28 protein-coding genes are annotated in these 25,549 nt (G+C 42.2%); 4 read left to right on the forward strand and 24 right to left on the reverse strand.

Annotation, left to right across the window (positions count from 1 at the left end):
- Positions 1–1,730: 1,730 nt before the first annotated feature.
- The 14 genes from ABE504_RS16205 to ABE504_RS16270 all read right to left on the reverse strand — a co-directional run bounded on the left by ABE504_RS16205 (position 1,731) and on the right by ABE504_RS16270 (position 12,671).
- Positions 1,731–2,261, reverse strand: coding sequence for an ArsI/CadI family heavy metal resistance metalloenzyme (locus tag ABE504_RS16205; RefSeq protein ID WP_430091356.1), 531 nt, complete (start codon positions 2,259–2,261; stop codon positions 1,731–1,733).
- A 5-nt stretch (positions 2,262–2,266) separates the two neighbouring features.
- Positions 2,267–2,689, reverse strand: coding sequence for an arsenate reductase (thioredoxin) (arsC, locus tag ABE504_RS16210; protein WP_430090483.1), 423 nt, complete (start codon positions 2,687–2,689; stop codon positions 2,267–2,269).
- A gap of 15 nt (positions 2,690–2,704) precedes the next feature.
- Positions 2,705–3,343: an MIP/aquaporin family protein gene (locus tag ABE504_RS16215; RefSeq protein ID WP_430090486.1), complete on the reverse strand. Its 639-nt coding sequence runs from the start codon at positions 3,341–3,343 to the stop codon at positions 2,705–2,707.
- 50 nt (positions 3,344–3,393) lie between these two features.
- Positions 3,394–3,741, reverse strand: coding sequence for an ArsR/SmtB family transcription factor (locus tag ABE504_RS16220; RefSeq protein ID WP_430090488.1), 348 nt, complete (start codon positions 3,739–3,741; stop codon positions 3,394–3,396).
- 24 nt (positions 3,742–3,765) lie between these two features.
- A complete protein-coding gene (locus ABE504_RS16225) occupies positions 3,766–3,969 on the reverse strand; it encodes a hypothetical protein (RefSeq protein WP_430090490.1) in 204 nt (67 codons plus the stop codon).
- A gap of 278 nt (positions 3,970–4,247) precedes the next feature.
- Positions 4,248–4,736, reverse strand: a complete 489-nt coding sequence (locus ABE504_RS16230) for a hypothetical protein (RefSeq protein WP_430090493.1) — start codon at positions 4,734–4,736, stop codon at positions 4,248–4,250.
- Between the two features lie 293 nt (positions 4,737–5,029).
- Positions 5,030–5,944 (reverse strand): phosphotransferase, encoded by a 915-nt coding sequence (locus ABE504_RS16235; RefSeq protein WP_430090495.1) that lies wholly within the window; start codon positions 5,942–5,944, stop codon positions 5,030–5,032.
- 209 nt (positions 5,945–6,153) lie between these two features.
- A complete protein-coding gene (locus ABE504_RS16240) occupies positions 6,154–6,912 on the reverse strand; it encodes a tetratricopeptide repeat protein (RefSeq protein ID WP_430090498.1) in 759 nt (252 codons plus the stop codon).
- A gap of 947 nt (positions 6,913–7,859) precedes the next feature.
- Complete coding sequence (locus ABE504_RS16245; RefSeq protein WP_430090501.1) at positions 7,860–8,804, reverse strand: ABC transporter permease; 945 nt, start codon at positions 8,802–8,804, stop codon at positions 7,860–7,862.
- Entirely contained in the window at positions 8,797–9,729 is a 933-nt protein-coding gene (locus ABE504_RS16250) for an ATP-binding cassette domain-containing protein (RefSeq protein WP_430090504.1), read from the reverse strand. Before ABE504_RS16250 ends, ABE504_RS16245 begins: the two co-directional genes overlap by 8 nt.
- Positions 9,730–9,756: 27 nt before the next feature.
- On the reverse strand, positions 9,757–10,836 hold the full coding sequence (locus ABE504_RS16255; protein ID WP_430090507.1) for a hypothetical protein: 1,080 nt from the start codon (positions 10,834–10,836) through the stop codon (positions 9,757–9,759).
- A gap of 2 nt (positions 10,837–10,838) precedes the next feature.
- Positions 10,839–11,585: a hypothetical protein gene (locus ABE504_RS16260; RefSeq protein WP_430090509.1), complete on the reverse strand. Its 747-nt coding sequence runs from the start codon at positions 11,583–11,585 to the stop codon at positions 10,839–10,841.
- Positions 11,586–12,299, reverse strand: coding sequence for an ABC transporter ATP-binding protein (locus tag ABE504_RS16265; RefSeq protein WP_430090512.1), 714 nt, complete (start codon positions 12,297–12,299; stop codon positions 11,586–11,588).
- Between the two features lie 3 nt (positions 12,300–12,302).
- Positions 12,303–12,671, reverse strand: a complete 369-nt coding sequence (locus ABE504_RS16270; RefSeq protein ID WP_430090515.1) for a GntR family transcriptional regulator — start codon at positions 12,669–12,671, stop codon at positions 12,303–12,305.
- Positions 12,672–13,090: 419 nt separating this feature from the next.
- Between ABE504_RS16270 and ABE504_RS16275 the strand changes: the two genes are divergently transcribed.
- Positions 13,091–13,993 carry a hypothetical protein gene (locus tag ABE504_RS16275; protein WP_430090517.1) on the forward strand — a complete coding sequence of 301 codons (903 nt, stop codon included), beginning with the start codon at positions 13,091–13,093 and terminating at the stop codon, positions 13,991–13,993.
- A 292-nt stretch (positions 13,994–14,285) separates the two neighbouring features.
- Here the strand turns inward: ABE504_RS16275 and ABE504_RS16280 are convergent, their stop codons facing one another.
- Entirely contained in the window at positions 14,286–14,885 is a 600-nt protein-coding gene (locus ABE504_RS16280; protein ID WP_430090519.1) for an undecaprenyl-diphosphatase, read from the reverse strand.
- Positions 14,886–15,114: 229 nt separating this feature from the next.
- Between ABE504_RS16280 and ABE504_RS16285 the strand changes: the two genes are divergently transcribed.
- The 3 genes from ABE504_RS16285 to ABE504_RS16295 all read left to right on the forward strand — a co-directional run bounded on the left by ABE504_RS16285 (position 15,115) and on the right by ABE504_RS16295 (position 18,513).
- The gene (locus tag ABE504_RS16285; RefSeq protein ID WP_430090521.1) at positions 15,115–15,912 is read left to right on the forward strand and encodes a DUF6492 family protein; all 798 of its coding nucleotides are present in this window, start codon (positions 15,115–15,117) and stop codon (positions 15,910–15,912) included.
- Between the two features lie 43 nt (positions 15,913–15,955).
- Positions 15,956–17,296 (forward strand): sugar phosphate nucleotidyltransferase, encoded by a 1,341-nt coding sequence (locus tag ABE504_RS16290; RefSeq protein ID WP_430090523.1) that lies wholly within the window; start codon positions 15,956–15,958, stop codon positions 17,294–17,296.
- A 173-nt stretch (positions 17,297–17,469) separates the two neighbouring features.
- Positions 17,470–18,513: a rod shape-determining protein gene (locus tag ABE504_RS16295; RefSeq protein WP_430090525.1), complete on the forward strand. Its 1,044-nt coding sequence runs from the start codon at positions 17,470–17,472 to the stop codon at positions 18,511–18,513.
- A gap of 58 nt (positions 18,514–18,571) precedes the next feature.
- Here the strand turns inward: ABE504_RS16295 and ABE504_RS16300 are convergent, their stop codons facing one another.
- The 9 genes from ABE504_RS16300 to ABE504_RS16340 all read right to left on the reverse strand — a co-directional run bounded on the left by ABE504_RS16300 (position 18,572) and on the right by ABE504_RS16340 (position 25,457).
- Positions 18,572–19,126, reverse strand: coding sequence for a hypothetical protein (locus ABE504_RS16300; RefSeq protein ID WP_430090528.1), 555 nt, complete (start codon positions 19,124–19,126; stop codon positions 18,572–18,574).
- A gap of 70 nt (positions 19,127–19,196) precedes the next feature.
- The gene (locus ABE504_RS16305) at positions 19,197–20,003 is read right to left on the reverse strand and encodes an RnfABCDGE type electron transport complex subunit D (protein ID WP_430090531.1); all 807 of its coding nucleotides are present in this window, start codon (positions 20,001–20,003) and stop codon (positions 19,197–19,199) included.
- Positions 20,004–20,888, reverse strand: a complete 885-nt coding sequence (locus ABE504_RS16310) for an FAD:protein FMN transferase (protein ID WP_430090533.1) — start codon at positions 20,886–20,888, stop codon at positions 20,004–20,006. It abuts the gene before it with no gap.
- Positions 20,889–20,901: 13 nt separating this feature from the next.
- Positions 20,902–21,330, reverse strand: a complete 429-nt coding sequence (locus tag ABE504_RS16315; RefSeq protein WP_430090535.1) for an FMN-binding protein — start codon at positions 21,328–21,330, stop codon at positions 20,902–20,904.
- Between the two features lie 92 nt (positions 21,331–21,422).
- On the reverse strand, positions 21,423–22,679 hold the full coding sequence (locus tag ABE504_RS16320; RefSeq protein ID WP_430090537.1) for a sensor histidine kinase: 1,257 nt from the start codon (positions 22,677–22,679) through the stop codon (positions 21,423–21,425).
- Positions 22,669–23,355 (reverse strand): response regulator transcription factor, encoded by a 687-nt coding sequence (locus tag ABE504_RS16325; protein ID WP_430090540.1) that lies wholly within the window; start codon positions 23,353–23,355, stop codon positions 22,669–22,671. The genes ABE504_RS16320 and ABE504_RS16325 overlap by 11 nt, the downstream gene beginning before the upstream one ends.
- Before the next feature lie 126 nt (positions 23,356–23,481).
- On the reverse strand, positions 23,482–24,057 hold the full coding sequence (locus ABE504_RS16330) for a ferric reductase-like transmembrane domain-containing protein (protein WP_430090542.1): 576 nt from the start codon (positions 24,055–24,057) through the stop codon (positions 23,482–23,484).
- Positions 24,058–24,080: 23 nt separating this feature from the next.
- Positions 24,081–25,088, reverse strand: a complete 1,008-nt coding sequence (locus ABE504_RS16335) for an FAD:protein FMN transferase (protein WP_430090544.1) — start codon at positions 25,086–25,088, stop codon at positions 24,081–24,083.
- A gap of 39 nt (positions 25,089–25,127) precedes the next feature.
- Positions 25,128–25,457 carry a hypothetical protein gene (locus tag ABE504_RS16340; RefSeq protein ID WP_430090547.1) on the reverse strand — a complete coding sequence of 110 codons (330 nt, stop codon included), beginning with the start codon at positions 25,455–25,457 and terminating at the stop codon, positions 25,128–25,130.
- Positions 25,458–25,549: the final 92 nt, after the last annotated feature.

A 25,549-nucleotide genomic window follows, 5' to 3' on the forward strand; every position in this document is an offset into this window, starting at 1 on the left:
TTTAAAGTCTACAAACCTAGGGGGTTCTTGTAAATTTATAATTGTTCAGGGGATCTACAATCCTTCATCTGGCAATATTTAATTCTTCAGGCGATATTCCATTCTTAAGATCTGGGTATATTCTAATCTCGTTTGCTTTGTATATGTAATCTCTTTGGACAGGCAATATTGACAAGAGCGCCTCCCGGATGAGCCTTTTTGCAAGCCAAGTAATCCCAAAATTATTTCATCTCTTGCTTCCAGTCGGTCGACCATCACTCTCTGTACATAATCTGCGTCACAGCTTTGCTACCCGTCATGCACGAGAGAACTACGTAAGACAATAGTAAAATGCCTGGTAACTTTGCGTATATTATTAAGTTATCACCATCAGAAAGTACACATATGTCAAGAATGCGCATAAAATATGAATACAAACGCCTTTTCTCCTTTTTCGCTTTAACAAATACTTTCTCTAGATCGTCAGCCAAGTATACATGTTGCGAACTAGTAATCGTAGTTGTACCGTTACTATAGAGCAAGTTACGCCACTCTTCCTTCAGTTGTTGAAGTTTTTCATAAGCGTTACTGCCTTGAGGAACACTATGATTTATTCCGCTAATAGCAATTCTCCAAAGCACTGAGACAATAAAGTAGTTAAGTTGCTCATTATATTGGAACTCCGTATTGCCCTTATGATACGGATTAAAGAAGTCTCTTTGAAATATTCTCTCTCTAACGCTAAAACGCAAAGGCCTCTTCCAATAATCGTTCGAGAGCCGCCGCTACCACACGGGGTGGCTTTCTCTTGTATTTTATACATACGGCTATAGCTACTTACCCGAGATGCATGATCGGTGGCCATCCATCATCATCATCCATCCGTAAAACCGCTTTTAATTCGAGTATGGCTATATGTTCTTGTCCATTTCGGCTAAGCGCACATGTTCTTGTCCTCCGACATTATTTTATTATTTTATTGCTGTCGTCGTGTTCGGCGACACAAATATATACGCTTTCAAATTCAACAAACCTCCCGTTATCGTGGAAAAGGCAGCCGATCATCATGGACGGCTGCCGCGGTGTCTTTATTCAGCTATCGTGTCCGTTAGCTTAATAAGGCTTGCCACATAAAATAAAAAAAGCTTGTTTGCTCAAGCTTTTTCGAATTCTTTAATGAAAACAATTTTGTGTCAAGCATATAGTGCATATTTAAATCGGTCATCTTTGTTTAAATGTTTATATAGCTCCAATAACTTGGGTAATTCATTTTTGTTTATAGCTCTGATTGTAACATCTTTTTCCATAGTTCCACCCTTAAAAAAGCCACGGATTCACCGGCAGCCATGTTTTTTTCGTCTATTTAGCTATGGTTCATCGTTAGCGTAACGTAGTTATTATAAACAATGTCTCACTTTGTCCATTATTGTATCAAGCACTATTAAAATTTCTGCTTGCTTGTTTCTCGGATATCGACTCAAGGTTGCATTTATAACGGGATCTATATGAATAAAGTAATCTACTGCCTCTTTCGATATCTTATCATCATTTTCCCACTCGATGGCTAACTTGAATAATACTGCACAAATCTCATCAACTTTACTTTTATCTAAACCGTCACCCATCCTTTATTTAATTAGCAATCCATCATCTTGATGTAGCCTAAAACAAAAAACAAAAAAGCCGCAATTTATGCGGCATTTAATGTTACTATGTTCTTGTCTCCCGACAATACACCATATACCTCTTCTTTAATTGCAACAAGTTTTCTCATTCTTGAATGATTCTAATTTAATGGTGGTCGGACCTGTTGGACCTGTTGTGCAGCATGAAGATTCAGCTGTTGCTGCTGATGTAGTTTCAGTTGGAACACAACAAAGTGAAATATCGTCACGTGGTCCTGCGCTTTCAAATTCCGAATCTTCTTTTGTATAAAAGATTTCCCATGCATTCCCATCAGGATCATAAACCCAAACTTTGTCTTGCACGGCATAACAACATGTTGTGTTCATTTCATCAATTAGAAGCAAACCTGATTGGCGGAGCCTCTCTCCAATCGCTAGTACATCTTTAGTATCATTCACTTGAAACCCCAAATGGTTAAGAACCCCATTTTTTTCAAATGAACGAACATTTAAAGAAAAGTGTAACGCTGGATCTTCAAGTTCAAACTTGGCATAATTCTCTTTAATTTTAGTCGGCTCTGTTCCGAAAAAAGCTTTATAAAAATCCAGGGATTTCTGGAGATCACTACAGTTTACTGCTACATGCATTCTTTTTATCATGGTCAGTTTCCCTCTTTCACAAACCGCGCTATACGGTTTTTAATGGAATCTCTAACTTCACGAAATTTAGCCATTACTTCTAATTCTGTACCCGTTGCTTTTGCCGGATCTTCAAATCCCCAGTGCCACCGCTCTGCTTTATCATTACGTACGACCGGGCAATTATCGTTTGCATGGCCGCAAAGCGTAATGATGTAATCGGCTTCTTGAAGGATTTCAGGGTCGATTACATCTGATGTGTGATTTGTAATATCAACGTCAGCCTCATCCATAACTTGCACTGCTCGAGGGTTAAGTCCATGTGCTTCCAGTCCTGCACTTTTTACTTCATATTTGTCACTACCCAACGCTTTCAGAAACCCGTCTGCCATTTGGCTTCTGCAGGAGTTTCCTGTACAAAGAAAATACACCAGTTTCTTTTCCATTTGCTATCAATTCTCCTATTCATGTAATTGTTTATATGTCAGTGAAGCAGCAATAGCACCAAAAACAGTTGCCACTAAATACACCCATAAATGTTGCGTTACGCCTGAAATGATAGCCGGTCCCAACGACCGTGCTGGATTCATGGAGGCTCCGCTTATGGGACCAGCAAACATTGCCATGAGTCCAACTGTACCTCCAATTGCAATACCAGCAAAGCTTTTGACTGCTTTACCGTGTACGGCCGATCCTAAAATGACCATCATTAGAACATACGTTAGAATGAACTCAAGAATAAACGATTGTCCTTCTGTTGAATTTGGCAACGTTGCACCTAGATTCGCAATATTGCCAAATAGCAAACGAAGTGTGTAACTCGCGGCAGTCGCTGCGGTAAACTGTATGGCGATATAATATAGGCTATTTCGTGCCGTCATATCACCACGCACCATAAAACCGATTGTTACCGCGGGATTAAAATGAGCACCTGAAATATGCCCAAACGTATATATGAGAGCCATAACGACCAATCCAAAGGTCATGGCAACCCCAACATGCGTAATGCTCTTAGTGATGTCGTCAATAATGATTGCACCTGGGCCGGCAAAGACCAAAAAATAAGTACCAATAAATTCTGCAAGTAACCTCTTCTTCATTTTCACTCCTAGTATAAATCAAATAATTTTGATTTATAGTTCAAAAAAATTTAGCAGCAATCGCTACTATCATTCCGGGCAGGTTTAAAAATGCAGCACAACTGCTCAGATAGGATTCTACTTACTTCTGTTTGATTAATCTCGTAATAGCTCCAGGTGCCGCGCGTTTCCTTCGTAATCATTCCTGCATCCAACAGAATTTTCAAATGATATGAGAGTTTAGACTGTGGCATATCGACGATCTCTGTAAGGTCGCAGACGCAGGTGTTTCCACGTTGCGTAAGCTCATACATGATCTGCAATCGCTTTTCATCAGCAAGTGCTTTAAATTTGGACTCATACTCTTTTAAGGATACGTTTGGCTCATTGACTTGCTTAAGTGGTATTTCTTTAATCATTGGGTCTCCACCCTTCTTCATACTTTAGCAGCAGTCGCAGCAAACTGCTTGAGTTTGTATATGTGTTGAAGTAGTATTAACTACAGCTTTAAACTTTGAAATCATAGTCTTGAATAATTGAATCTGATCCCTTCCACAATTTTCTTGCCATGCAACAGCTGCAGCTTTTTCGATTTCTTCTTTACGCTGAAGCATCTCGCTTTCCATCGAGTAAATGTTCAAATTCATTGTAATTCCTCCCGTCCATTTAATCAAGTTTTTTTGATTTAATTTGCAACCTAAATTTACCACTAATAAAAAGTGGTGTCAATATATTGATCAAAAAAAATTGATTTTATCGCAATATCTTTTCTTGATCAAATACTAAGTTGTGTAATTTCGCAGATTTTTTCTTCCTTCACGATTATTTCAATATTCCGCTAAATGAAAAAGCAGCCTATCTTTTGGCCGGCTACCGCTGTCTTTGCTCACTAAAAGAACTATGTACTGGAAGTTTTTCCGAATTATCATCGGTTGATTGATCTCATACTTTTGGCGTATTTTATCATCTCAACTTCATCTAATTTAAACGCTACCATTCTACAAATGGTGTTACCTTGTATCCACACAAGACTGCCACCTTCTTGATCTTTCGCAGGAGAAGCCCATTTTGCGAAGTAACCTTTATTCCCATTAATGTCGACGATCATTGCCTCATCAGATTCTATACCACCAATTCCATCGACGAGTGAATTTGATTCAAGAATCGATAACATTATATCCTCATTTTTTACATAGTGGATTCCGAGAACCTGAGGGTCATTTTCACTATTCTTCGAATACGGATTTACAATTAGCTTCCAATCTTTATCCGAAATTTGTGGAACTAATACTTCAAAAGGCATTTTCCCTTTTACATCATCAATGGTTATATTTGGTTTAGAAGCATTTGCTGATTGAATGGATACTATTATCCCAATGGAAAGAATTAGAATGAACATCAATATTCTTTTCATTTACTCACCTCACCCATAATTTCTCTCAAATGGGTGAGTTTTAATATTATTACCATATCTTGGTATCGCACTCCCGTTACTTGAATGAAAAAGGGAGCAGCTGCCGGCCGCGGCGATCTACTCCCTGATTGTTGAACTATCGTTCCTCGTTAGCGCAACGACTTACTCTGTTGAATTTCGTGTTCCTCAACATAAAGCGGCATCAGAGAAGGCGAATCGTACCTTATCGCGGCCTTTAAACGACAAAATGGTGCCGATAGCCATAGCCCCATAGCTGCAACGAAATAATGAGCCTAATCCGACAGTGCTCGCATGATGTTGGATTTCGCCTCTGCCGCAATCGCTTCATTCCCGTCATCGACCGCTTGCATCAAGATCAGTACGGGGATGTAAACCGCGATCAACCGCGCCAGCAGCTTCGTTTCTTCGTCCGCTCCTCCGTAAGTTTCAAAAAACTCGCCACGAGCGTAAGGTGGTAAAAAGCTGTAAGCAACGCTCAAATCGCAAGCCGGATGGCCTACGCTCAGATCGCCCCAATCAATGATGCCGGAAACGATCCCGTTCTCATTCACAAGCATATTTTTGAAATGAAGATCGCCATGTAGCAGTGCATTCACCGCTTCGACACGGTCCGTTTGCAGCCTGCTAATATACGCTTCGATCACACCGGACTCCTCCGGCGACAGGTGTTCAACCACCTTCGATAGAAAGCCCTCCAGTTTCACTTTGCGCGATGCTATGTCCGTCAAGCTTCGATGATCTTGCTGAACTCCGCACTTCAGCGCCGCCTGCACCGGAAACTCATGCAATCTCCGCAAAAATTTCGCCAGCGTCTCTGCCGATAAAGCCCGGCGTTCTTCCGTCAAACCGATGGGGAAATCTCCTGGCAAGTAGGCATAGCCAAGAAATGGTGCCGGGTATTCGTCACTTGCTTCGCCATAGAACAACGGTTTCGGATAGGGAATGGTCATATATGCCTCCAGCTTCGGTAGCAGCTTCCCTTCCATACGAATCGAGCCAACTGCAATCGTTCTTCTTGGAAACCGGAACACGTACTCGTCACCGATGAGAAAAACCGTATTGTCCCAGCCCCAGCCCAGTCGCTTCACTTGCTTCGATGACAGCTGAGGGAATTGTCTGCCGATCAGCGTCCGCGCCTGCTCTTCGTTAACCTCCCACTCCGCATCCCATACATTCGTTCCTCCCATGAAAAGTCTGCCTCCTCGTTCCTTACTTTATTTAGACGTTTACATTCCCTGGAAGTTACGCATAACTCCGCATCATAATTTCGACTGCTTCTTTTGTTTCCGGGGAATTAATGTCCATCAACAGTAAGAATAATCCTGATCTCAACAACAACAGCCTGCTTACCACCAAGATGGCGGGAGCAGGCTACATCCTATTCATCATGTCATGCTTATCTTAGTGGCAATAGGGTGATGGGCTCAGCTTTACTCAATTGACTCTCGAGTGCACGAATATCCTCCTTACTTAAAGGAGTCACGAGCGCAAGTTCCTTCTCCTTCGCTGTTTCTAGCTGCTCACGAGCCTCTTGTGTCCGACCCAACTTTTGAAGCGTTTGTGCGTAGAAATAATAGGACTCCGCGTGTTTAGGCGTTTTTGCAACCACTTTGGCATACATCTCCGCTGCTTCCTCAAGACGTCCAAGCATGTAGTAATTCTGCGCCAAATTATCCATAATAGTTAGATCACTATCGTTATAACTATACGCCTCTAAATTGTAGGCAAGCGCTGCTTCTAAGTCTCCATGCAAAATTTGAAAATACCCATAATTCCCAAATACCAGCGTATTGTTAACCTCGTTCGCTTGTTCTTGCAAAATTTGCAGAGCTTCGTCTCTTTTACCTTGCAGCCAATATACCGTTGCCAGATTGAGCTTCGCCTGCATACGGATCTCCGTTGTTTTGGCGGATTGCAGAACCTCATCGAACATTTGCTCAGCCTTGGAAAGATCGCCTGTCTTCATTAGCAAATAGCCATATCCAATCTGATGCTTCGGCAAAAAAGCTTTCGAGACATATGCCTTTTCCATCCATATGAGCGCCTTCTCACGATCACCCTTCATATAGGCCAAATTGCCCCTCTGCGCATAGAAGCCAGATCGATTTGCATAAATAAAATAACCTAGAATCGCCACAATCGCAGCAACCCCCACGAGCCAATTCACCTTAAATCCAATGACAATTACAATAATGACGAGAGCCAGTTTAAGAAAGCTTTTCAGAATCGGCGGCATACTTACTAATCTCCTTTGTGTACGCTATTAGATTAGTATTATTGTACCAAAAAATTATTCGCTTCTCATAGTTTTGTGGTAAAGTTAGTTTCCTTCGCCGCCGCACTACTTACTTGGATGCGTTTTCACTAGATTTGGTCTATTAAACTGTTTCAAATGCCTGTGTCAAGTTCTACAAACGCAAAATATGCTACTGTATTACTTTATATGAAGGTGGTTGATGATCATTGAAGTGTAGCAGATTGAAGAGTAGCAGTAGTCCAACTGTCAATCGTGTTCGCCACATTATGTCCGGTGTTACGTCTGCCAATCGGGGACATCGACATCTGTTCCTGAACTCTTCAGACGTCGTCGTGCTAGTTCCCGGTTCGCACTTTCACACGTTTCACGGGGTGACTACAACGCAAAATGGACATCGGCATACGTACTCTGGTCGAACAGGCCTGTCCATCAACGGTGTTGGTCCACATGGTGGCGGTCCGAATCACTTTCACCGCTTCACGATAGTATTTACAGAAGCAAACGGGCACACTCATACCGTATCAGGTACAACTACCAAAAACAGATTTATCCCGAACAGTTCACCCAATTCAATTTTGTGACACGAATCAACAGGCAACCAATTCAGTTCGTATTAAGACAGGGAGCAGCACAGTGATGTCTGCTCCTTTTTTGTTATGCTATCGTCGCCAAATTTAAAGCGGAGATTTTTGATCTCCGCTTTTACATTCAAATTATAACAACTGATTTCTAAATTACTCGCTGTATGGTGTTATCCAAATTTTATAGCTCAACTTTCCATCCACTATATCTGAAGAAGTATTAACATTAATTCTTATGCCCTTCCCGTATTGCATGCTAGAATGTTACGCAGCTACGTCTCTCTTCGTAAACACAAGCCACGCGGTTAGATTGAATAGAATGAAATAAATGCTCAACATGAGAATTGAAAAATTCATCGTCATCCCCTGCTGAAACGGACGTCCATTAAGATATTGCGATAAGTCAATATTGGCGAACAGCACGTATTTACTCCACGCGTAAGGCTGCAGAAGCTCCATAAAGATCATGCCCGCGAAGAGAGCGAAGATCGAGAAGCCAATCGCCATAATGCTGCTGCGGAAAGCTGTGGAGATCATGAAGGCCATCGTGACAAAAATGACGGTCGATACGCAGTTCAGCAGATATGTCTTCCATAGGTTCCCAAACATATTACTCTCAACGATGATGCCAGCATCATTCATGCTTACCAGCGGCATGTTCCAGTGCTCAAACTGATAGAGCAGCCCGTTCAATAGAACGGAAACGATAAATAGGATGACGAGCAGGAGCAAACCAAATATAATCATCGATAAATATTTCGATACTAAAATTTTAGTACGGTTCGCAGGCCTTATCAGCAGCAGCTTGATCGTCCCCGTCGTGAATTCCCCAGCCAAGCTATCCCCCGCTACGATGACGGTGAACAACGTGATTAAGATAATTAACTCCGCCGAAGTATCAATACCGTTCCACATCGTCCCGCCTTCCGGGTGAATATTATGTTCCAGGTGGTAATCGAATATGGCTAATCTCTCTTGAATGTACGCTCGATTCTCCTCACTCAGTTTCGGCTCATTTAGCCTTTCGGTGAGCTCCTGTTTCTGCTCAACCACGTGATTCCGCCATGCATCCGTTTCTCCCGATTTATCATCGTAATACCAATCCATGAAACTGCCAAGGAATACAATTGCAATCATAATGGCGACCATGAGCCATGTACGTACTCGCCGATATAGCTTCATATTTTCGTTCAGAATTAAATTAACCAACTTGTTCACCTCCCGTCATTTCCAAGAACCGATCTTCCAGCGATTGTCGAACCACTTGAACCCCAAAGATGCGCACATCCTGACGCATGAGATGAGCTAGAATGTCAGGTATATAATCCCGCTCGGTCACGAGTTCCACACCCTCCGGAACGACTTTCACCTCTTTTATGCCAGTCATCCCCGCGATAGCTGCATGAGCCCGTTCAGACGGCGAAGCTTCGATCAGATACGTTTGCGTTCCATCCTTCGATTCTTGCATGAAATCTTGGATCGTCTTCACATCGACAAGTTTCCCCTGCTGAAGGATCGCCACGCGGTCACACATTAGCTCCATTTCGCTCAGCAAATGGCTGGACACGATCACCGTGATGCCTTCAGTTCGCGTCAAATACCGCAAGTAATCGCGGAGTTCACGAATCCCCGCAGGGTCCAAACCATTCGTAGGCTCATCCAAAATGAGCAGTGACGGCCTGTGGAGCAACGCTTGCGCCACACCCAATCGCTGACGCATACCCAGCGAGTACTTCTTCACTTTGTCATGAATCCGCTTCTCCAGCCTTACCAACTTGACGACTTCGTCGATCCGCTCCTTCGTCACCCCTGGCACCATGCGTGCATAATGAACTAAGTTGTGATAACCGCTCAAGTACTTGTACATCTCAGGGTTCTCGACAATGGCACCAACATGGCGAATAGCCTGCTCGAATTCATTTGAAATGTTCTTTCCTTTAATTACAATTTCACCCTGTGTAATAGACATTAAGCCAACCATTATGCGGATGGTTGTCGTCTTTCCAGCGCCGTTAGGCCCCAGGAATCCGAATATTTCGCCTTTCGGCACGTCGAAAGTCAAATTATCAATGACTTTGGTACGGCCAATTCGCTTCGTAACACCGCGCAGACTTACGATAGGCTCATTACTCATACGTCTTCTCCTTTTCCCATTTGTTCATTATTTGCCTTGAACGATCAAGTCGCCTGACTTCATCCTGATGTCTACTTTTCTTGTTCCTTTGCCCACGATGCCGCTCATGTGGGTTTCATATTCGCTGTCCTTCACATTTTGAATGGGCAGCGGAAGCAGTGTCTGAATGCGTCCCCCACTTACCGCAGCATCCAGCGTATACCCCTCATCCTTCGGTAAAATGAAGGTCATATTGCCGCCTGCTTTCGACACAATTTGGGTATCTCCCTGCATATGATCGAATTGCATATCGGTACCGCGACCATTCACATCCACGAAGCCCTTTATTTCCCGGAAATAAACCGATCCATATTGCGTTTTCCCAGTAACTTTACCCGTAATGTCCGTTAAATACGTAGTACTCGATTGGTTATCCAACACCAAATTCCCTTGGGTATGGTCCATATTCACTTTACTAGAGCGGCTAACTAGATCCACATTGCCCGTGATATCGGCGATATAAAGGGTGCCGTATGTGGATTTCACCGATAGCTCTCCCTTTACATCCACGATTTCCATAAGGCCGCTTACGGAGGAAGCCGACACATTCCCACTCACGCCGCTGATTCGTACAGTCCCATCTTCATTCTGAATCACCGCTTTCATACCATCAGGCAGAGAGAGCACATAATCAACGGATACATAATCTGGATCGATAGACTTGCCATTCGCCTTCGTCATAAGGGAAAGTTGTCCATTCTGAATGTTCTCTTCTACTTTGACCGCTTCTCGTCGGCGATTAGCTGCCTCTGAATTCGCCCCTGTTGCGGTTATCGTATAGTCCAACCGGATGTTGGAGGAATCTGAACGCATCAGCGTTACTTTGCCTCTACGACTCGCAAGCAGCACTTCTTGGATGTCTTTCTTCGCGATCTCCGATTGAAGCTGAGCGGTTACGGTAAAGGCGCGATTAGCCCCGCTAATCTCTTTCATCTTTTGTTCATTCACAAATTGCTTACCAAAGCGTTCAAAGATGTCTTCCTCGAAGAACGTAATATCAAAGACGGAGAGCAAGAATAGAAACGCAACCGAGGCGAGAAGAACACTCCTTTTTTGGCTGACAAACATCCTCACACCTCCACTTCTTTCTCAAAAATAAACCCATTTAGCGCCGTTAAACCAACGCAAAGCAGAGAAATTCCTATAATTGCACCCGAGTGTAAGAAAACCACATCAGATGATGCCTGTCCGCCAATCCCCATTTCTGGCATCCAAGCCAGAAGAGCAGCTAGCAAAGGGCTAATCCGCAGAACTAGCCATAGGATACCGAGAAATGCGATTAGCATCACAATCCATTTAAATTTAGCGACAAGCTGGCCGCATAGATAGGTAAACTGCACCAAGATTAGCAGCAACAGGAGGGTTAGAAGTCCCATCCAAAAGAAGTTCCCCGCAATAGTAAGCAGGTTAGGCATAATCGAAGACCAATCCTCGCTTACGGTTAACTCTCCCCACTGGGTCCGGAGCAGCAGAATGGCATAGCTAGCCGCGATCCATACACAGGATAGAATAAGCAGCGTCATAACCGCCGCCAGCTTTACTGTCAGCACCTTCCACCCTCGAATCGGCAACGAAAGGAGAAGATAAATGGAGTTCGATTTCCACTCCGTATAGAGTTGATAGTAGCCCGTACCCAAAGCTATCGCAGCTAGAAATAGATAGGGCATCATGAGTGCTAGCACCATGGTGACATCCATGTCGATGACGGCACTTTTAAAGAGAACAATCAGATGCATAAGTAGAACTGCCACCGCAAAAATGCCATATAGGGGGAGTATACTCTTTACTTCTTTTCTAAATAGATTCCAAGCGGCCATCTACCCGTACACCTTCTCCCATATGTTTTCTAACGAACAACCGTATGTCGCGCGCAAATTTTCAGTGGAGTCAAATATCGTAATCTGGCCATTCTGTAGAAAAATGACATCGTCAAACATCGGTTCCGATTCATTCACCGAATGGGTAGACAGTACGATCGTCTGCTCCTCGGACTGGAACTCGCTAATAATGGAACGAATGATTTTTGCCCGTGACGAAGGATCAATGCCGGAGAACGGCTCGTCTAGCAGCACAAGCGGAACCTTACGAGACAAAGCAGCGATCAGCTTTAACCTAGCTCGCATCCCCTTCGAGAGATTTCGAACCTTCTGGTTTTCGTCCAACTCCATCTTAAGAAGCAATGCTACTGCCTTCTCTTCCTCCCAATCGGTATAAAATCCAGCGATAAAACGCAATGTTTCCTTCACCGTCATCCACCCGTAGAGATGGTCAATTTCAGGTAAGTATGCCACATGCTGCTTATTGTGCACATCAGGCTTTCTGCCGCCTATGAGAATGCTGCCTGAAGTCGGATAAATTAAACCGGCCAGCATCTTGAGCAAGGTTGATTTGCCGCTGCCATTTGGCCCCAGCAAGCCAACAATCGTGCCCTTTCGGATCTGAAGATCAATCCCTCTTACGGCTTGTTTTAATAAATATTTCTTATGTATAGCCTTCAATTCGATCATATACGGATTCTCTGAATTGGACACGATTTATCCCTCCTTGTTTAACGTATCACGGAGCATATGCGCCATTTCTTCCGGCTCAATGCCCAGACCGCGCATGTCTTCAATAAATTGCTGAACCGCGGCTTGCGCCATTTCGGAACGAATTGATTGCAAGATTGCAGGATCATTCTTGATAAAAGTACCCTGTCCTCGCAATGTCTCCGTCAATCCTTCTCGTTCCATCTCTTGGTAAGCCCGCATTACCGTGTTCGGATTCACTTGTAAAAGTTGCGCTTGTTCCTTGTGAGATGGAATTTTGTCCCCAGGCTTTAGCTCGCCTCTGGCTAGCGCTTTCTTGACCTCATCGACCATCTGCAAGTAAATCGGTTTCGGGCTGTTAAAATTAAGCTGCACGGTCCTACCCTCCTCTGCACCGCAAAACAGTACACTAGTGAACTAGTGTACTGTTAGAATATTTCTATTTTCTCAGATTGTCAATCCTGAATTTCACAAATAACGCTTGAATATGATTCTGTCGGGAATGGGATCAAGTTCTTGTCATTAGGTTTTGACAAGAACTTGATCCTATAAAATAAAAAAAACCGCGATTTACGCGGCATTAATGAAAGTAATTTATTCCTAGGACTATGTTCTTGGATAACATTTGCTGAAGCGTCATAAATATCATCCTTATGGAATACCACTTCCGATGATGTGGAAGGGCGAAACAGGGGCTCAGGTTTATGAAAAATGCTCATTTCAGTATGAAATGTATTTTTTTGTTGAATACTATACTATTAAGTTGATATTGTGATCAAAAGAAGGAGCATAGAATGAAATATTTCTGGACCAATACAATTTGGTATATAATTTTAGGAATTGTCTCTATTATTGAACTAACTTTTGGGATAATTAACAACAAAAGAAAAAAGATTTTATTGGGTTTGTTTATTAGTATTGTGGGAGCAACTGTTATGTGTGAAATCATTATCATGGCTGACTTTAAGTCTTATTCATACTACCCAAAGATTTTACCAGAATCATGGCAACATTTTAAGCTTCCTCATGCTGAATATTATTGGCACAATGAATCGATTATTGGTAATTATTTTTCACAGGTGTCTGTATCAGCAACAGCTATTTTGCTAGCAGCTCGTAATCTAAAGTTTTATTGGTATGTAATTAGTACCATTCTATACTGCCTAGTAGAAGAGTTGTTTTTATTTTTAGGTATTTATAGTCATAATTGGTACCGGACATGGATGACATTTGTTGGTCTTATCATTCTTTTTGGTTTAACAAAATTAATATATATGAAAAGCCTAAAAGGAAACGGCCGAGTTTTGAATTTTATTTATATTTTGTTTGGATTATTGGGTATAAATTGGTTCACATCACCTGGCTGGTTCATGTATTTGTTTGGAGTTCAGACGTTAACAGCCAATTGGTTTTCGACCCCTTCCGCCAATGCAGCTTCGATGTATGCCGGTTTAACATTTTTACAGGGAATTACTGCAATGACCACATATTTTTTAAAGCCTAAGTGGTGGTGGTATATTATTGTATCAGGTTTTCTCTTCTTGCAACATTATCTGTTATATATATTTAATTTAAACGTCTTTAAGTATTGGTGGGGGTTTGGTGTGTTTTCTACTACATGGATTTTGGGAACATGGTTGCAAATCTATATTTTGGATAAACTTTATGATGGCACCAGCAATAAGAGTTTCAGGTAAGCGAAATGGAACAGGTAGCAAATCTCCTTATTAGAGTAGCTAATACTTTAGATTCAAGCCCATCTTCTTGAATAATTGTGCTAAGTCAGATACTGCTACTTTTCCTTTTTTGACCGGACCGTCTTGCTAGCTCGCATCCCCTTCGAGAGATTCCACACCTTCTCGTTTTCGTCCAATGCCTCCGTCAACCCCTCCCGTTCCATCTCTTGGTAAGCCCGCATTACCGTGCTACTTCCGAACTCGACGCGGGAGACTGCTTTGGAGTGACGATCTCTGTTTGAAGCAGATGCTTTCATGGACTTGTTTTCCTGCGCCAGACTTTCGATTCGACGACTTCATATCCGTGAATAAACAAGTTCAAATATTTCAGCGCCTTTGTAGAACGTAAGAATAACTGATTTACAAGTATAGCGGTTATGATGCCAATCCCTGCACCACCGATGACATCAGATGGATAGTGTACGCCAGTCCAAATTCTCGAGAAAGCAATACACGCAGCTAGAATGAGCCATACATAACCAGCTTTCCTTCGGAAGATCCATATTGATGCGGCGATAACAAAGGCTGCGGTTGCATGATCACTTGGGAATGAAGCATTCGCTGGATGTGGAATCAATTGCAAAACAGAATGTGTAACAAAGGGGCGATCTCTATAGAAAAAAACACCCAATACACCGCTGACTGCTAACGCGATGGATGCGGATAATAATGATTGTGCAACCATACGACGATGCTTTTCTTGTCTTGTAAACCAGTACACAACAACACCGACATAAAATACATACTCTGCTTTTGAAGCCAGGATCTTCATGAGTGGATTTAATATGGAAATGTTATTTCCTAAATCGTTAATCAGTTGAAACACACGATAGTCTACCTCAGTGAAGCTCATCCTCATCATCCTTTTCGTTAATGTGAATGCTCCTAAACGAGCATTCACATGTACTTTACAAGGTGAAGATGAGAAGCACATGAGAATTAATAAGATGAGCGCCCTCATTTCTGCTATAAGAAAATTATTAATATTGTTAAATACATGGATTCCACGTCAATTTACCCACCCCATTTCTTTATCGCTACATATCATAAATCAGACAATTTGATTATGGAGAGATGAGAGAATGACAACCCCCATTGACGTGATAATCCCCGCGATTGAGAAAGATTTAGGTACCCTTCCCCATGTTATTGATGCCGTTAGAAAATTTGTGAAGCACCCAATCCGAGAAATCATTATCGTGGCTCCGCGGACCGGGCGTATGCTTGATCTTTGTTCACGAAAGAAGTGTAGATTCGTTCACGAAGATACCGTGCTGCCTATAACGAAGAAAAATATTCATTATCAAGGAAAAACATGGAATCGGTCTGGATGGCTTTATCAACAGCTGCTAAAAATGAACGGCGATACATTAGGCAGTTCAAAGTACTATTTGGTCATTGATGCTGACACGATACTCATCCGACCGCACGTCTTTAAAATAGGGAACAAGACGGTGTTTTACTGTAGAAACTGGAGTCAAGGCGAATACTTCCATACGTATAAAAAATTAATGGGAAAAAGCCGCTCGTCTCGCTTGTCTTTCGTGACTCACTACATGTTATTTGAAAAATCGAAAATTAAACAGTTGAAGCAAGAAATTGAGCTTAGACATAACAGAAGCTGGTATTCAGCAATTATCAAAAGCATGAATACTTCCAAGCAATTTGCCTTCTCGGAATTTGAGACATATGGCAATTTTCTTTATTCAACAAGGCCTGAGAAGATGATCTTAAGACCTGCATTGAATAAGAGCTTGAATATGAGCGGTCCCTATGTATCTCCGCTCAAAATGTCTGCCTTGAAAAAACAATATAGGTCTATTTCTTTTCACAAACGGAAAGGTTACGTTAAAACCATCAAGAAGATTCACCGTAATTAGATCTAAGAAATAGGGTGAGGTTCCCCGAGGAGGAGTATGTAACTTGCGTATTGTACTATTGTGCGGGGGCTCTGGAAAAAGGCTATGGCCATTATCCAATGAGATACGCTCCAAGGTATTTCTTAAGCTTTTGAAATCCGAAGATGGGGTCATCGAATCCATGATGGAGCGGATATGCAGACAACTGGAAGAGGTCGGACTGTTGCAATCCACCTATATAGTCACTCATCACACTCAAGTGGAAATAACACGTACCTATGTAGGAGAACACATTCCAATTATTGCGGAACCTTATAAACGAGGAACATTCACTGCTGTCGCATTAGCTGTCAGTTATCTTAATGAAAACATACAGATGGATCCAGAAGAAACGGTTTGCATTCTTCCCGTAGACACCTACGTAGATACCGCTTTTTTTCGTCTCCTCCACCAATTTCCCGAAGTTCTATCTCGATCTCATGCAGACCTCGCCCTCCTGGGAACGAAACCTAATACCCCCTCTGATCAGTTTGGTTATATTGTTCCAATTCTACCGAAGGCGCATCCTGAGTATGCTTTCGTCAGTCAGTTTATTGAAAAACCTAATGTTCAAACAGCCAGTCGTTTACTTGAGCAACACGCTTTGTGGAATTGCGGTATTTTTGCATTTCCCTTAAAGTTCATGCTTACTTATTTGAAAAACAATGGATATCCTACCCAAGTTGAACCATGGCTCGCTAAATACGAAGAACTTGCAGTTCTAAGCTTCGATCGAGAAGTCGTCGAGCATACACAGCCAATTGTTGTCATGGACTTTGAAGGTTTCTGGAGTGATCTGGGGAGTTGGGCATCGCTCAGCAGTCGTTTCGAGGATCAAGTGATCGGCTCAGGACGAATAGCTGACGATGCTGGTAATTCCCATCTAATCAACGAACTTCCTTATCCTATTGAAATAATAGGCGTTCCAGATCTTATTGTAGCTGCTAACTCTGACGGAATTCTAATCTCCAATAAGGATAAAGCTGATCGAATCAAGGAAATACTTGGCTCAACAACTCAGATGCCCATGTATGAAGAGAAAAGATGGGGTTCCATTCGAGTCATCGATTATTGGAAAAATGAAGATGGCATGGAGATTATGATTAAGAAAGTGACGCTTACACAAGGAAACAATACAAGCTATCATCAACATCACAAATGCCAAGAAATCGTGACCATTTTGTCAGGAAGTGCGGAAATCCTCATAGAGGATAGGCTTCACAAGCTTCAAGCCGGCGAAGCTTTACAGATTCCAATTGGAATCAAACATGGGATTAAGGCAGTTACTCCTCTTCAGTTAATGGAAGTGCAAATGGGAGAAGAACTTGCAAAAAAAGATACCACTCGTTTTGTAATGCACTGGTAGTCTAGTCTTAAAATGGCGTAGAAGCATACGTTGGTGACGCTTAGCTGCGACACTAATGTATGCTTCTTTATTTCTACAGCCCCCTGAAAACAGGTGTACCCGAAGAATACTATGGGGACCCGTCTTCCGCCTCCATGCCGGACCCTTTCTTACAATAAAGGAGGAAATGAACTATGTTTAAACAGTTTGATAAGTTTTTTGGCATCGATTTGGGCACATCAAACACCGTCATTTACGAACGAGGCAAAGGAATTGTGCTTAATGAGCCTTCCGTAATCGCCTTCCACCAAGGGACGTCAGAATTGCTCGCTGCAGGCTTTGAGGCGCAAGCCATGATCGGCCGTTCTCCGGAATATGTAGATATTACGTACCCACTGCAAAATGGTGTTATCGCCAATTTTGATAGGACGAGTGTCATGCTGCAATATTTTATTAAAAAAATTCAAGGCAGACCCTCTTTTTTACGAAGCTCTCAGATTTACATATCGGTGCCGTGCGGCATCACCAATGTTCAAAAACGGGCAATTGAAGAAACCATTGTCCATAAAGGAGCTCGAAAAGCGATTGCGGTTGAGGAACCGATCGCTGCTGCCCTTGGCGCGGGTCTTCGCCTGGACGAGCCGATCGGACACTTGGTGCTTGATATCGGTGGAGGCACTTCGCAAGTTGCGATTCTATCATTGGGAGGCGTTGTTGCCAGCCACACGATTAATCGTGCCGGTTTGTCAATTGATCGGGATATTCGCGATTACGTGAAACGAACCTATAATCTGGAAATCGGGGAACGCACCGCGGAGCACATTAAGATGGAAATCGGAACAGCAACCGATTCAAGCGTAGTGCGAACGCTGGACATTCGCGGACGGGATTTGGTTGACGGCTTGCCGCGATCCATCCGCCTCAAGTCGAGTGAGATTTTCACAGTTATCAATGATTTCTTGGAAACCCTGATTGAAGCGATTCGAGCGACGCTGGAGCGAGTTCCCCCTGAGCTGGCGGGCGATGTCATTGAGCAAGGTATCTTGCTCTGCGGCGGCGGTGCCTTAATTGAAGGAATCGACGAGCGCATCCGTATGGAAACTGGTGTTGCGGTACATATTGCCGATCATCCGCTAGAGTGCACAGCGATGGGCACCGGGATGATGCTGGACGGCAGTCGCAGCAAAAGCTGGTCCTCGCCGTCTAACGAGAAACCGCAAGAAGAAATAGCAATGTAGCATGAACAAAGTCAACCCGGTGCATGTAATGCACCGGGTTCTGTTCTTCTCTTTGATTTTATAAAAAGGCATGTATTAAAAAGAGAACAGCAAACGCAAGTCCTGATCTTAAATGCCACTTCCGATCAAGTCTTTGATACCTGAGCAAACCTGAGACTGGAACCGGAAGAAGTACGAGCAAGGCAAGTAACCCGCTAATATTATTAAAATCTAACTTAAAACCATACATAAAAACAGCAACTGCATGCAGAACGATAAATGCTATTGCGATGATCGCTAGAGGTGTGTGTAGCCTCCGAGCAAGTCGCAGTAAAGCGGAAAGCCATTTTTTCACATTACTTAAATTGCCCCATATACGCTGTCTTATAACAAATAGAAGAACGTAATAAGCTAATACAACAAATAAAGCAACTCTTGCATAAGAACCGAAATCTTTAAATGTATGCTCAAAATGTTTACTATGAATTGTTGCAGTAGGAGTTTGTACTAACCCTTTTAGCTGCCAAAATAAGAATAAAACGGCGACTACAAGCGCTATGATTACCCCGATTTGCTCTTTTTTAGGTATCCATTCCCGTCTAGACCTTCGAACTTCTTTTTCCATTCTATTCAATATGTTTGCCTCCATCAGAATACGAATATTTCCATAGATGTCTAAACTTCATTGTTTCAAAACTTTTGTCCTAACTACTTTTACTGGTTGCTTTAAGAGGAGCTGCTTTTCGTCTTAACACATAAAATAGATTTCCAACAAGCAATCCGATAAATAAATACATCAAGCCGCCGAAAATGCCATATATGACTACTCCGATTACTGAGCATATGAGGCCAAAAATGTATTGATCTTTGTCTTTCGCAGGTGTTGTTGGCGGATCCGTGAGCATGAAGAGCGCAAAGAATAGGGTTGCATTTATAAATGGCGAGCGTAAAGCATCACTAGCATCTCCAATATGAAGGAATCCCATTACCAAAAGAAGCAAAAAAGTGGTGCCAAGATAAGAAAAGACCATAGGGAATTTATTCACACGGTTCACAGTTATATATCCACCGATTAATAGCAAGATGGTTGTCCAAGCAGGAAGATCCCCAAAAGCGCCCCACCAGCTTTGTCCTGTTTGAAATAAAAGAATTGAGGCTAGTAATCCAAAAGCAGCTGGATTAAATATGGGTTTCATCTTATACGTAAGCAAGTATTTGGATGTAATTGCGATAAGGGCTGTCGCTGATACAATATACCACGAAGTGCTTGTGCTCAAAATCAATGCGATAATCAATCCGGTTATGATTGCACCATCAGGAAAAACCCTTTTCTTTTTCTTTTTATCTACAATAGAATATAAGTAGTCAGCGGTGAAGGAAAAACCAACTGCAATGACAATATTTAAAATTCCTCTGAAATTCAATGAATAAACAGCGGCTATACAAAGAAAGGCTATCAAGATGATCATGACGTATCTTTTCGGAGTTCGGAGCCATGGATTACTGGACACTTAGTCTCCCCCTATTCGATTCAATTGCAATTTTTGATCTATTAGAATCCCTTTTAGATTCACTTGTTCTAATAATGCTTTTCCTTGTATCTTATCCATTAAAAATACTGCTGTAGAAAATGCATCGGCCATCAATGCGTATCTAGCGATAACACTGCTGCTAACCCATTCAGCAGGGGAACGTTTGCTATTCGGGGTAATGATGTGATGGATATCAGGATATAGAGGACTTCTACGCTCATAACTACCCGTCGTACATACAGCCTCATTTGATACTTCAACCACTTCTATAAATTGATCTTTATATATTGGATGTTGAATCCCGATCTTCCACTTTTCCCCTCTTTCATCTAATCCCCCGGCAAAAAGGTCTCCGCCTGCGTTCACAATAAATCCTGCGAACTCTTTCAATTCATTTGCTGCTAAATCAATTGCAAATCCCTTGGCAACGGCTCCTAAATCGATAACCAGAGGTTTATTGACGTATACTGTGCGCTGTTCATCGTCGAGTGTGATGTCTTGATAAGTGACAGAACTTGTTGCAACGCTATCCACAATCTCCGCTGATAAATAATGTTGATTGAAACCGTAATCCTCCATCGCTTTACCTATCGTTGGATCGAACAAGCCATTCGTAACTTTGGCTAGCTCTAATGCAAATTTTAGTGGCTCAAATAAATAGGGACTAATCTTTACAGCCGTCTGAATCTCTTTCGTCGCCTGCATAACTTCACTGTCTCGGCTAAAGCGGCTGCAGGCTTGCTCCATTTTTCGAAATGCATCAAACGCTCGATCAATAGCGGTTTCAGCTATTTCATTTTGAGACTTATCACTAACGACCTGTATATCAACGACGGTATCCATAAATAACTTCGTTTTCTTCACCATATTTCCACCACTAACTGTTAAGCGCCTGCGCAAGTGCATTTTGCACGGCATCTTTAAATGCTTGTGTACTGTAGGTTGCTCCTGATACATTTGTAACTTGTGCACTTTGGAGATGGACGACCTCTTGCGGTAAATCAACGACATCTCTTTCCGAATAATGCATGCCAAAGTTGCTTATCTCCACATCGATGATCTTATCGTTCTTCAAGGTTACTGCAACTTGAATCTCCCCTCGACGATTGGATCCCGTTCCATAGAAAGTCCCATTTTTATATTTACTTTTGATTTGAATGTCGCTTGTACTCTCCACATGATTTTGATTTACAGTTGAAGGAGCTTGTAAATTCCCTTGCGTTTCGGTGGAATAATATCCAGCTGCGTATATTGCTCCTATCGCTGTTGTACATAACAAGACCCATTTTGTATCCATTTTTGCCATGAAAAAACCTCCTATCACAGAGATCATCTGTATGATGATTATAGGAGGTTAACATTTAAATTTTCTTAAAATGTATGGCGTACGGGAGTAGTTTATTGTTTTTTGGGTAATACAATAAGAAATTCAGTTCCCATAGCTATTTGAGAGTGAACACCAATTGTTCCTTTGTGAGCCGCTACAATCCATTCAGCAATTGAAAGTCCTAGACCAGTTCCACCTTCAGAACGACTGCGACTCTTATCTCCTCGATAAAAACGTTCAAAAATTCTCGGCAGGTCCTCTTCACTGATTCCGCTTCCACTATCCTTAATTACAATCCGAATGGAATTGGATACGTTATGGCAACTGATTTCAATTAATCCTTCAGGTGGTGTGAATTTTAACGCATTATCCAATAAAATAATAAATAGTTGTCGAAGACGTTGCTCGTCCCCCCATATTATACATGGTTCAATGCTAGAATGAATATGAACAAACTTCGTTTCTGCCAATAGCGTGAATTGTTCTGTGATCTCCTGAAGAAGTTGATGCACAGGCACCTCCGTTTTATGAATTTGCATTTGATTCGAGTCGGTTCTAGCCAACGTCAACAAATCTTCCACAAGATGCCCCAACCGTTTGCTCTCCTTCAGAATAAGGGCTATATTCTTACTTTCTTCTTCAACCGTATGCTGTGGATGTTTGAACATAAGCTCAGACCGAGTCTGAATCACGGCAATTGGCGTACGCAGCTCGTGAGATGCATCCGCGACAAATTGCTGTTGCTTATCCCATGACCTGCGAATCGGAATGAGTGAGCGACCTGCCAAATAAAACCCCATGAGAATCGAGAAAAGAATCCCAATAGAACAACCGATTAAAAGGTCAGTTCGAAGGGTTTGAAGCATTCTGTTGGCATCTTCTAAGCTTCTAAGGACTACAACATACGAGACGTGTGGGATTGATCCAGATAGCTCATCAGACCTAACATTGTTAAATCCTAGCATACGATAAGTTCTTTTCCCCACGGTCACACCATGCAAAGAACCATCCTGACTTCTGTTCTTGAGATCCACCGCTTCCTTTTCAGAGAACATATGCTTTGGATATGCATTGAGGAGATGGCCATTTTCATCCCAGAACAAATAAGATGTATTTCGATCAGCATCAGGCTCAGGATGATCCGTCTGGAGCATTTGATCAATGGAGCTTAGTTGCATGGCTTTTACCGTATTCGAGATTGCTTCATCCGCTTGATGCAACAATCGATACTCCATATGCACATATAGGATAATGCCGAAAATAACTAAGAAAAGCATCAACACTACCGAATTTAATAAAACTAATTGGCGCCGCGTTTTACTGAACATGAGGCTCTCCTTTTAGCAAATAACCTACGCCGCGAATGGTCTTTAAAAAGAGGTCTCCTCCATACGGAGCAAGCTTCTTGCGCAAATGATGAACATAAACATCAACGGCGGATGAAGCAGAATCTGAATCGAATCCCCATATCCGCTCAAAAATCTGATCCCTTGACAAAATTTGATCCTTATTTCGAAGAAAAAATTCAAAGAGTTCATATTCCTTTGGTGTTAATTTCAAAGATTGCTCGTCTACGAAAGCATCTCTGAGACTAACTACGAGGACAATTGACCCACACGTCAAGTTGCCATCCAAATCACCGCTACCTCGTCGTCTTAATGCCGCTCTAGCTCGTGCTAGTAGAATAGAAGTCGAAAATGGTTTGGTTACATAATCATCAGCACCTGCATCCAATCCGCTAACACAATCTTCTACACTGTCTTTTGCAGTTAGCATGATCACTGGCGTTAACACTTGCTGCTTTCTTAACCGCTTGACAATTTCAAGTCCGTTTAGAACGGGCAACATAACATCCAAGATAATGAGATCATAACCTCCTTGCTCCGCAAGGAAGTAACCTTCATCTCCCGTTGAAACTCCTGTAGTTTCAAATGACTCGTTTTCAAATATCTCTAGGATCGCTTTTAGTAAGTCGAGATCATCTTCTACGATCAATAACTTCAAGCCCAACACCTCATGCCAATTTAGTTTATAGAATTATTTTAACAGAAAAAGAATAATCTATATGAGAGTAGTTATCAAATCGCAAAAAAACAGTGCGTCGATCATAATCACGCGCACCGAGTTGTTTTATCTTTGATTCTGAATCATGGATGATTTAGGAGAACTTACTTTACCGCGGACGAATCCGCGAAGCACAGAAACACTAAGTACTGCAGCGATTGTAACTAGATACATGGTATGAACCGCTGGATGGTTGGTGTCCGTTCCCAAGTAATAACCGTGAATAAAGGCCATGAAAAATGCTGGATAAGCCATAAGATGAAGAACAAACCATACGGACTTTTTCAGCTTATTACGAAGGTCTGTAGTGAAAATTACGAGAAGCATGAGGTATCCCGATAAGGTTCCAAACCCATTCAATACCGGATGGGATTTTGATGTAAAAGGAATCAAAACTTCACTCCATGTATAGGGCATATAGGTATCGATCACTGTGATAATCCCGTGTAATAAGCCGATTCCTGTGCCTGCGAGAGTAAAAAAGTTATGAAGCTTATACATATGCTTTTTCCAAGTACCAGGCAGGATTGGCATACTGTAAGAGATTCCGAGACAAATTCCAATTGTGAGAAATAAATAGGATACGATACCAAATGAGCGAATGAATTGCCACATTGGCAAGTTAATGATTGTTTGTAACATCGCGGCTCCCCCTGTCCAGTTCATCAGATTAAATAATGATATTCATCAATATCAATTGACTTCCAAATAGTTCCCATAGACGCTTGTTTCCCGTAGAAATGACTTTTCCGGTCCTTTGTGAATACAAGTGCTTCATTTCCCGGAGCGCGTTCTAAAAACAATTTAGTTCCTTCCTCTAGGCCTAGAATGCATAGGGTCTTTGACCAAATTTCACATTCAATTGGATCTTTGCCGATGATCGTACATTGCACAATATCGCTCTCACTTGGACGCATTGTGCGCGGATCAATGAGATGATGCTGAACGCCATGTTGGTTCTCCCACCGTCTGCCTAATGTACTGGATGTAGCGACTGCTAACTCGTTACAAGCTATATAACCAAGCTCTTTTTCAGGGTTCCACGGATCTTCAACACCTATCATCCACTGCTTCTCTGCTTCCGTACTCCATGCAAGAAGATCGCCTCCCGCATTGATAAGCCCTCTTTCTACACAGTGCTTGTCGTGGAGGAAAGTAGCGATGCGTTTGACTGCCCAGCTCTTGACAATACCACCCAAGTCTAAATGTGTATCTGACGGCAGTTGTACAGATTTCATCCTGACATTAAGTGCTAATGGAAAAAAAGGGTTCTGGCAGCTCTCACCGATCAAATTCGTTTCAAGACTGTTTCTCGGTAGAGCTTCGTACGATTTACTGTAGCCCGCCCTTATTAATGCCTTCAATACAAAGGGATTAAACGTGTCGTTCGTCTTAATACGGTACAGCTCTGCGAGTTGCAACACCTCTAACATGGGATCTGATACGATGCAAGTCTCACCGCTCAGTCGGTTTAAGTAGCTCAACTCGCTATCCGCCTGAAATCTGGTGAACCGATGTTCGATGGTTTCAAACCAGTTTTTCACGAGAACAATGTATTCCTCTGCCTGGCTTTCCGCAGCATAAAACTTAAATTCGATCCACGTATTCATAGCACGGAAACGAATTTCATAGGGGCTCGGTATATGTCTTTGTTTGTCTAGTATGGTTTTCATCATGTATCACTCGTTTCTACAAGGCTATTAGATCAACCATTATGATCTTCCTGTCTTTGAGTGGGAGAACGTTTCTGAACTACTACTCTTGCTGTTTGTTGCTTGACTTTGGCTATTTCTTGAGCTTGAACTGGTAGAACTGGAGGTTCCTGTTGCATCATCATTGCCAGACGATATTTGATTAGCCCAACGATCCATATAATCTTGAGATGTGTCCACAGTTGAGATCTTTTTATCTGCGGTACTGCTATTAACAGCTAACGTCGCTTGGTCAAACGATGGACTAGCTTTAACTTCATGGAAAAGAAAAGCAGCAGCTGCCGAAGCAATAAGACCAACCTGCCATTTAAACCATTTGGATTGTTTCATGTAAATTCCTCCTACTGAGCGCCGTTTTTCATGGTACCCGTATATTCTAATTGAATAGATTCAGTATGCACCCACTGTCTGAATTGATCATG

Origin of the sequence: Paenibacillus oryzisoli, from assembly GCF_050467285.1 — a bacterium.
Classification (GTDB): Bacteria; Bacillota; Bacilli; order Paenibacillales; family NBRC-103111; genus Paenibacillus_E; species Paenibacillus_E oryzisoli_A.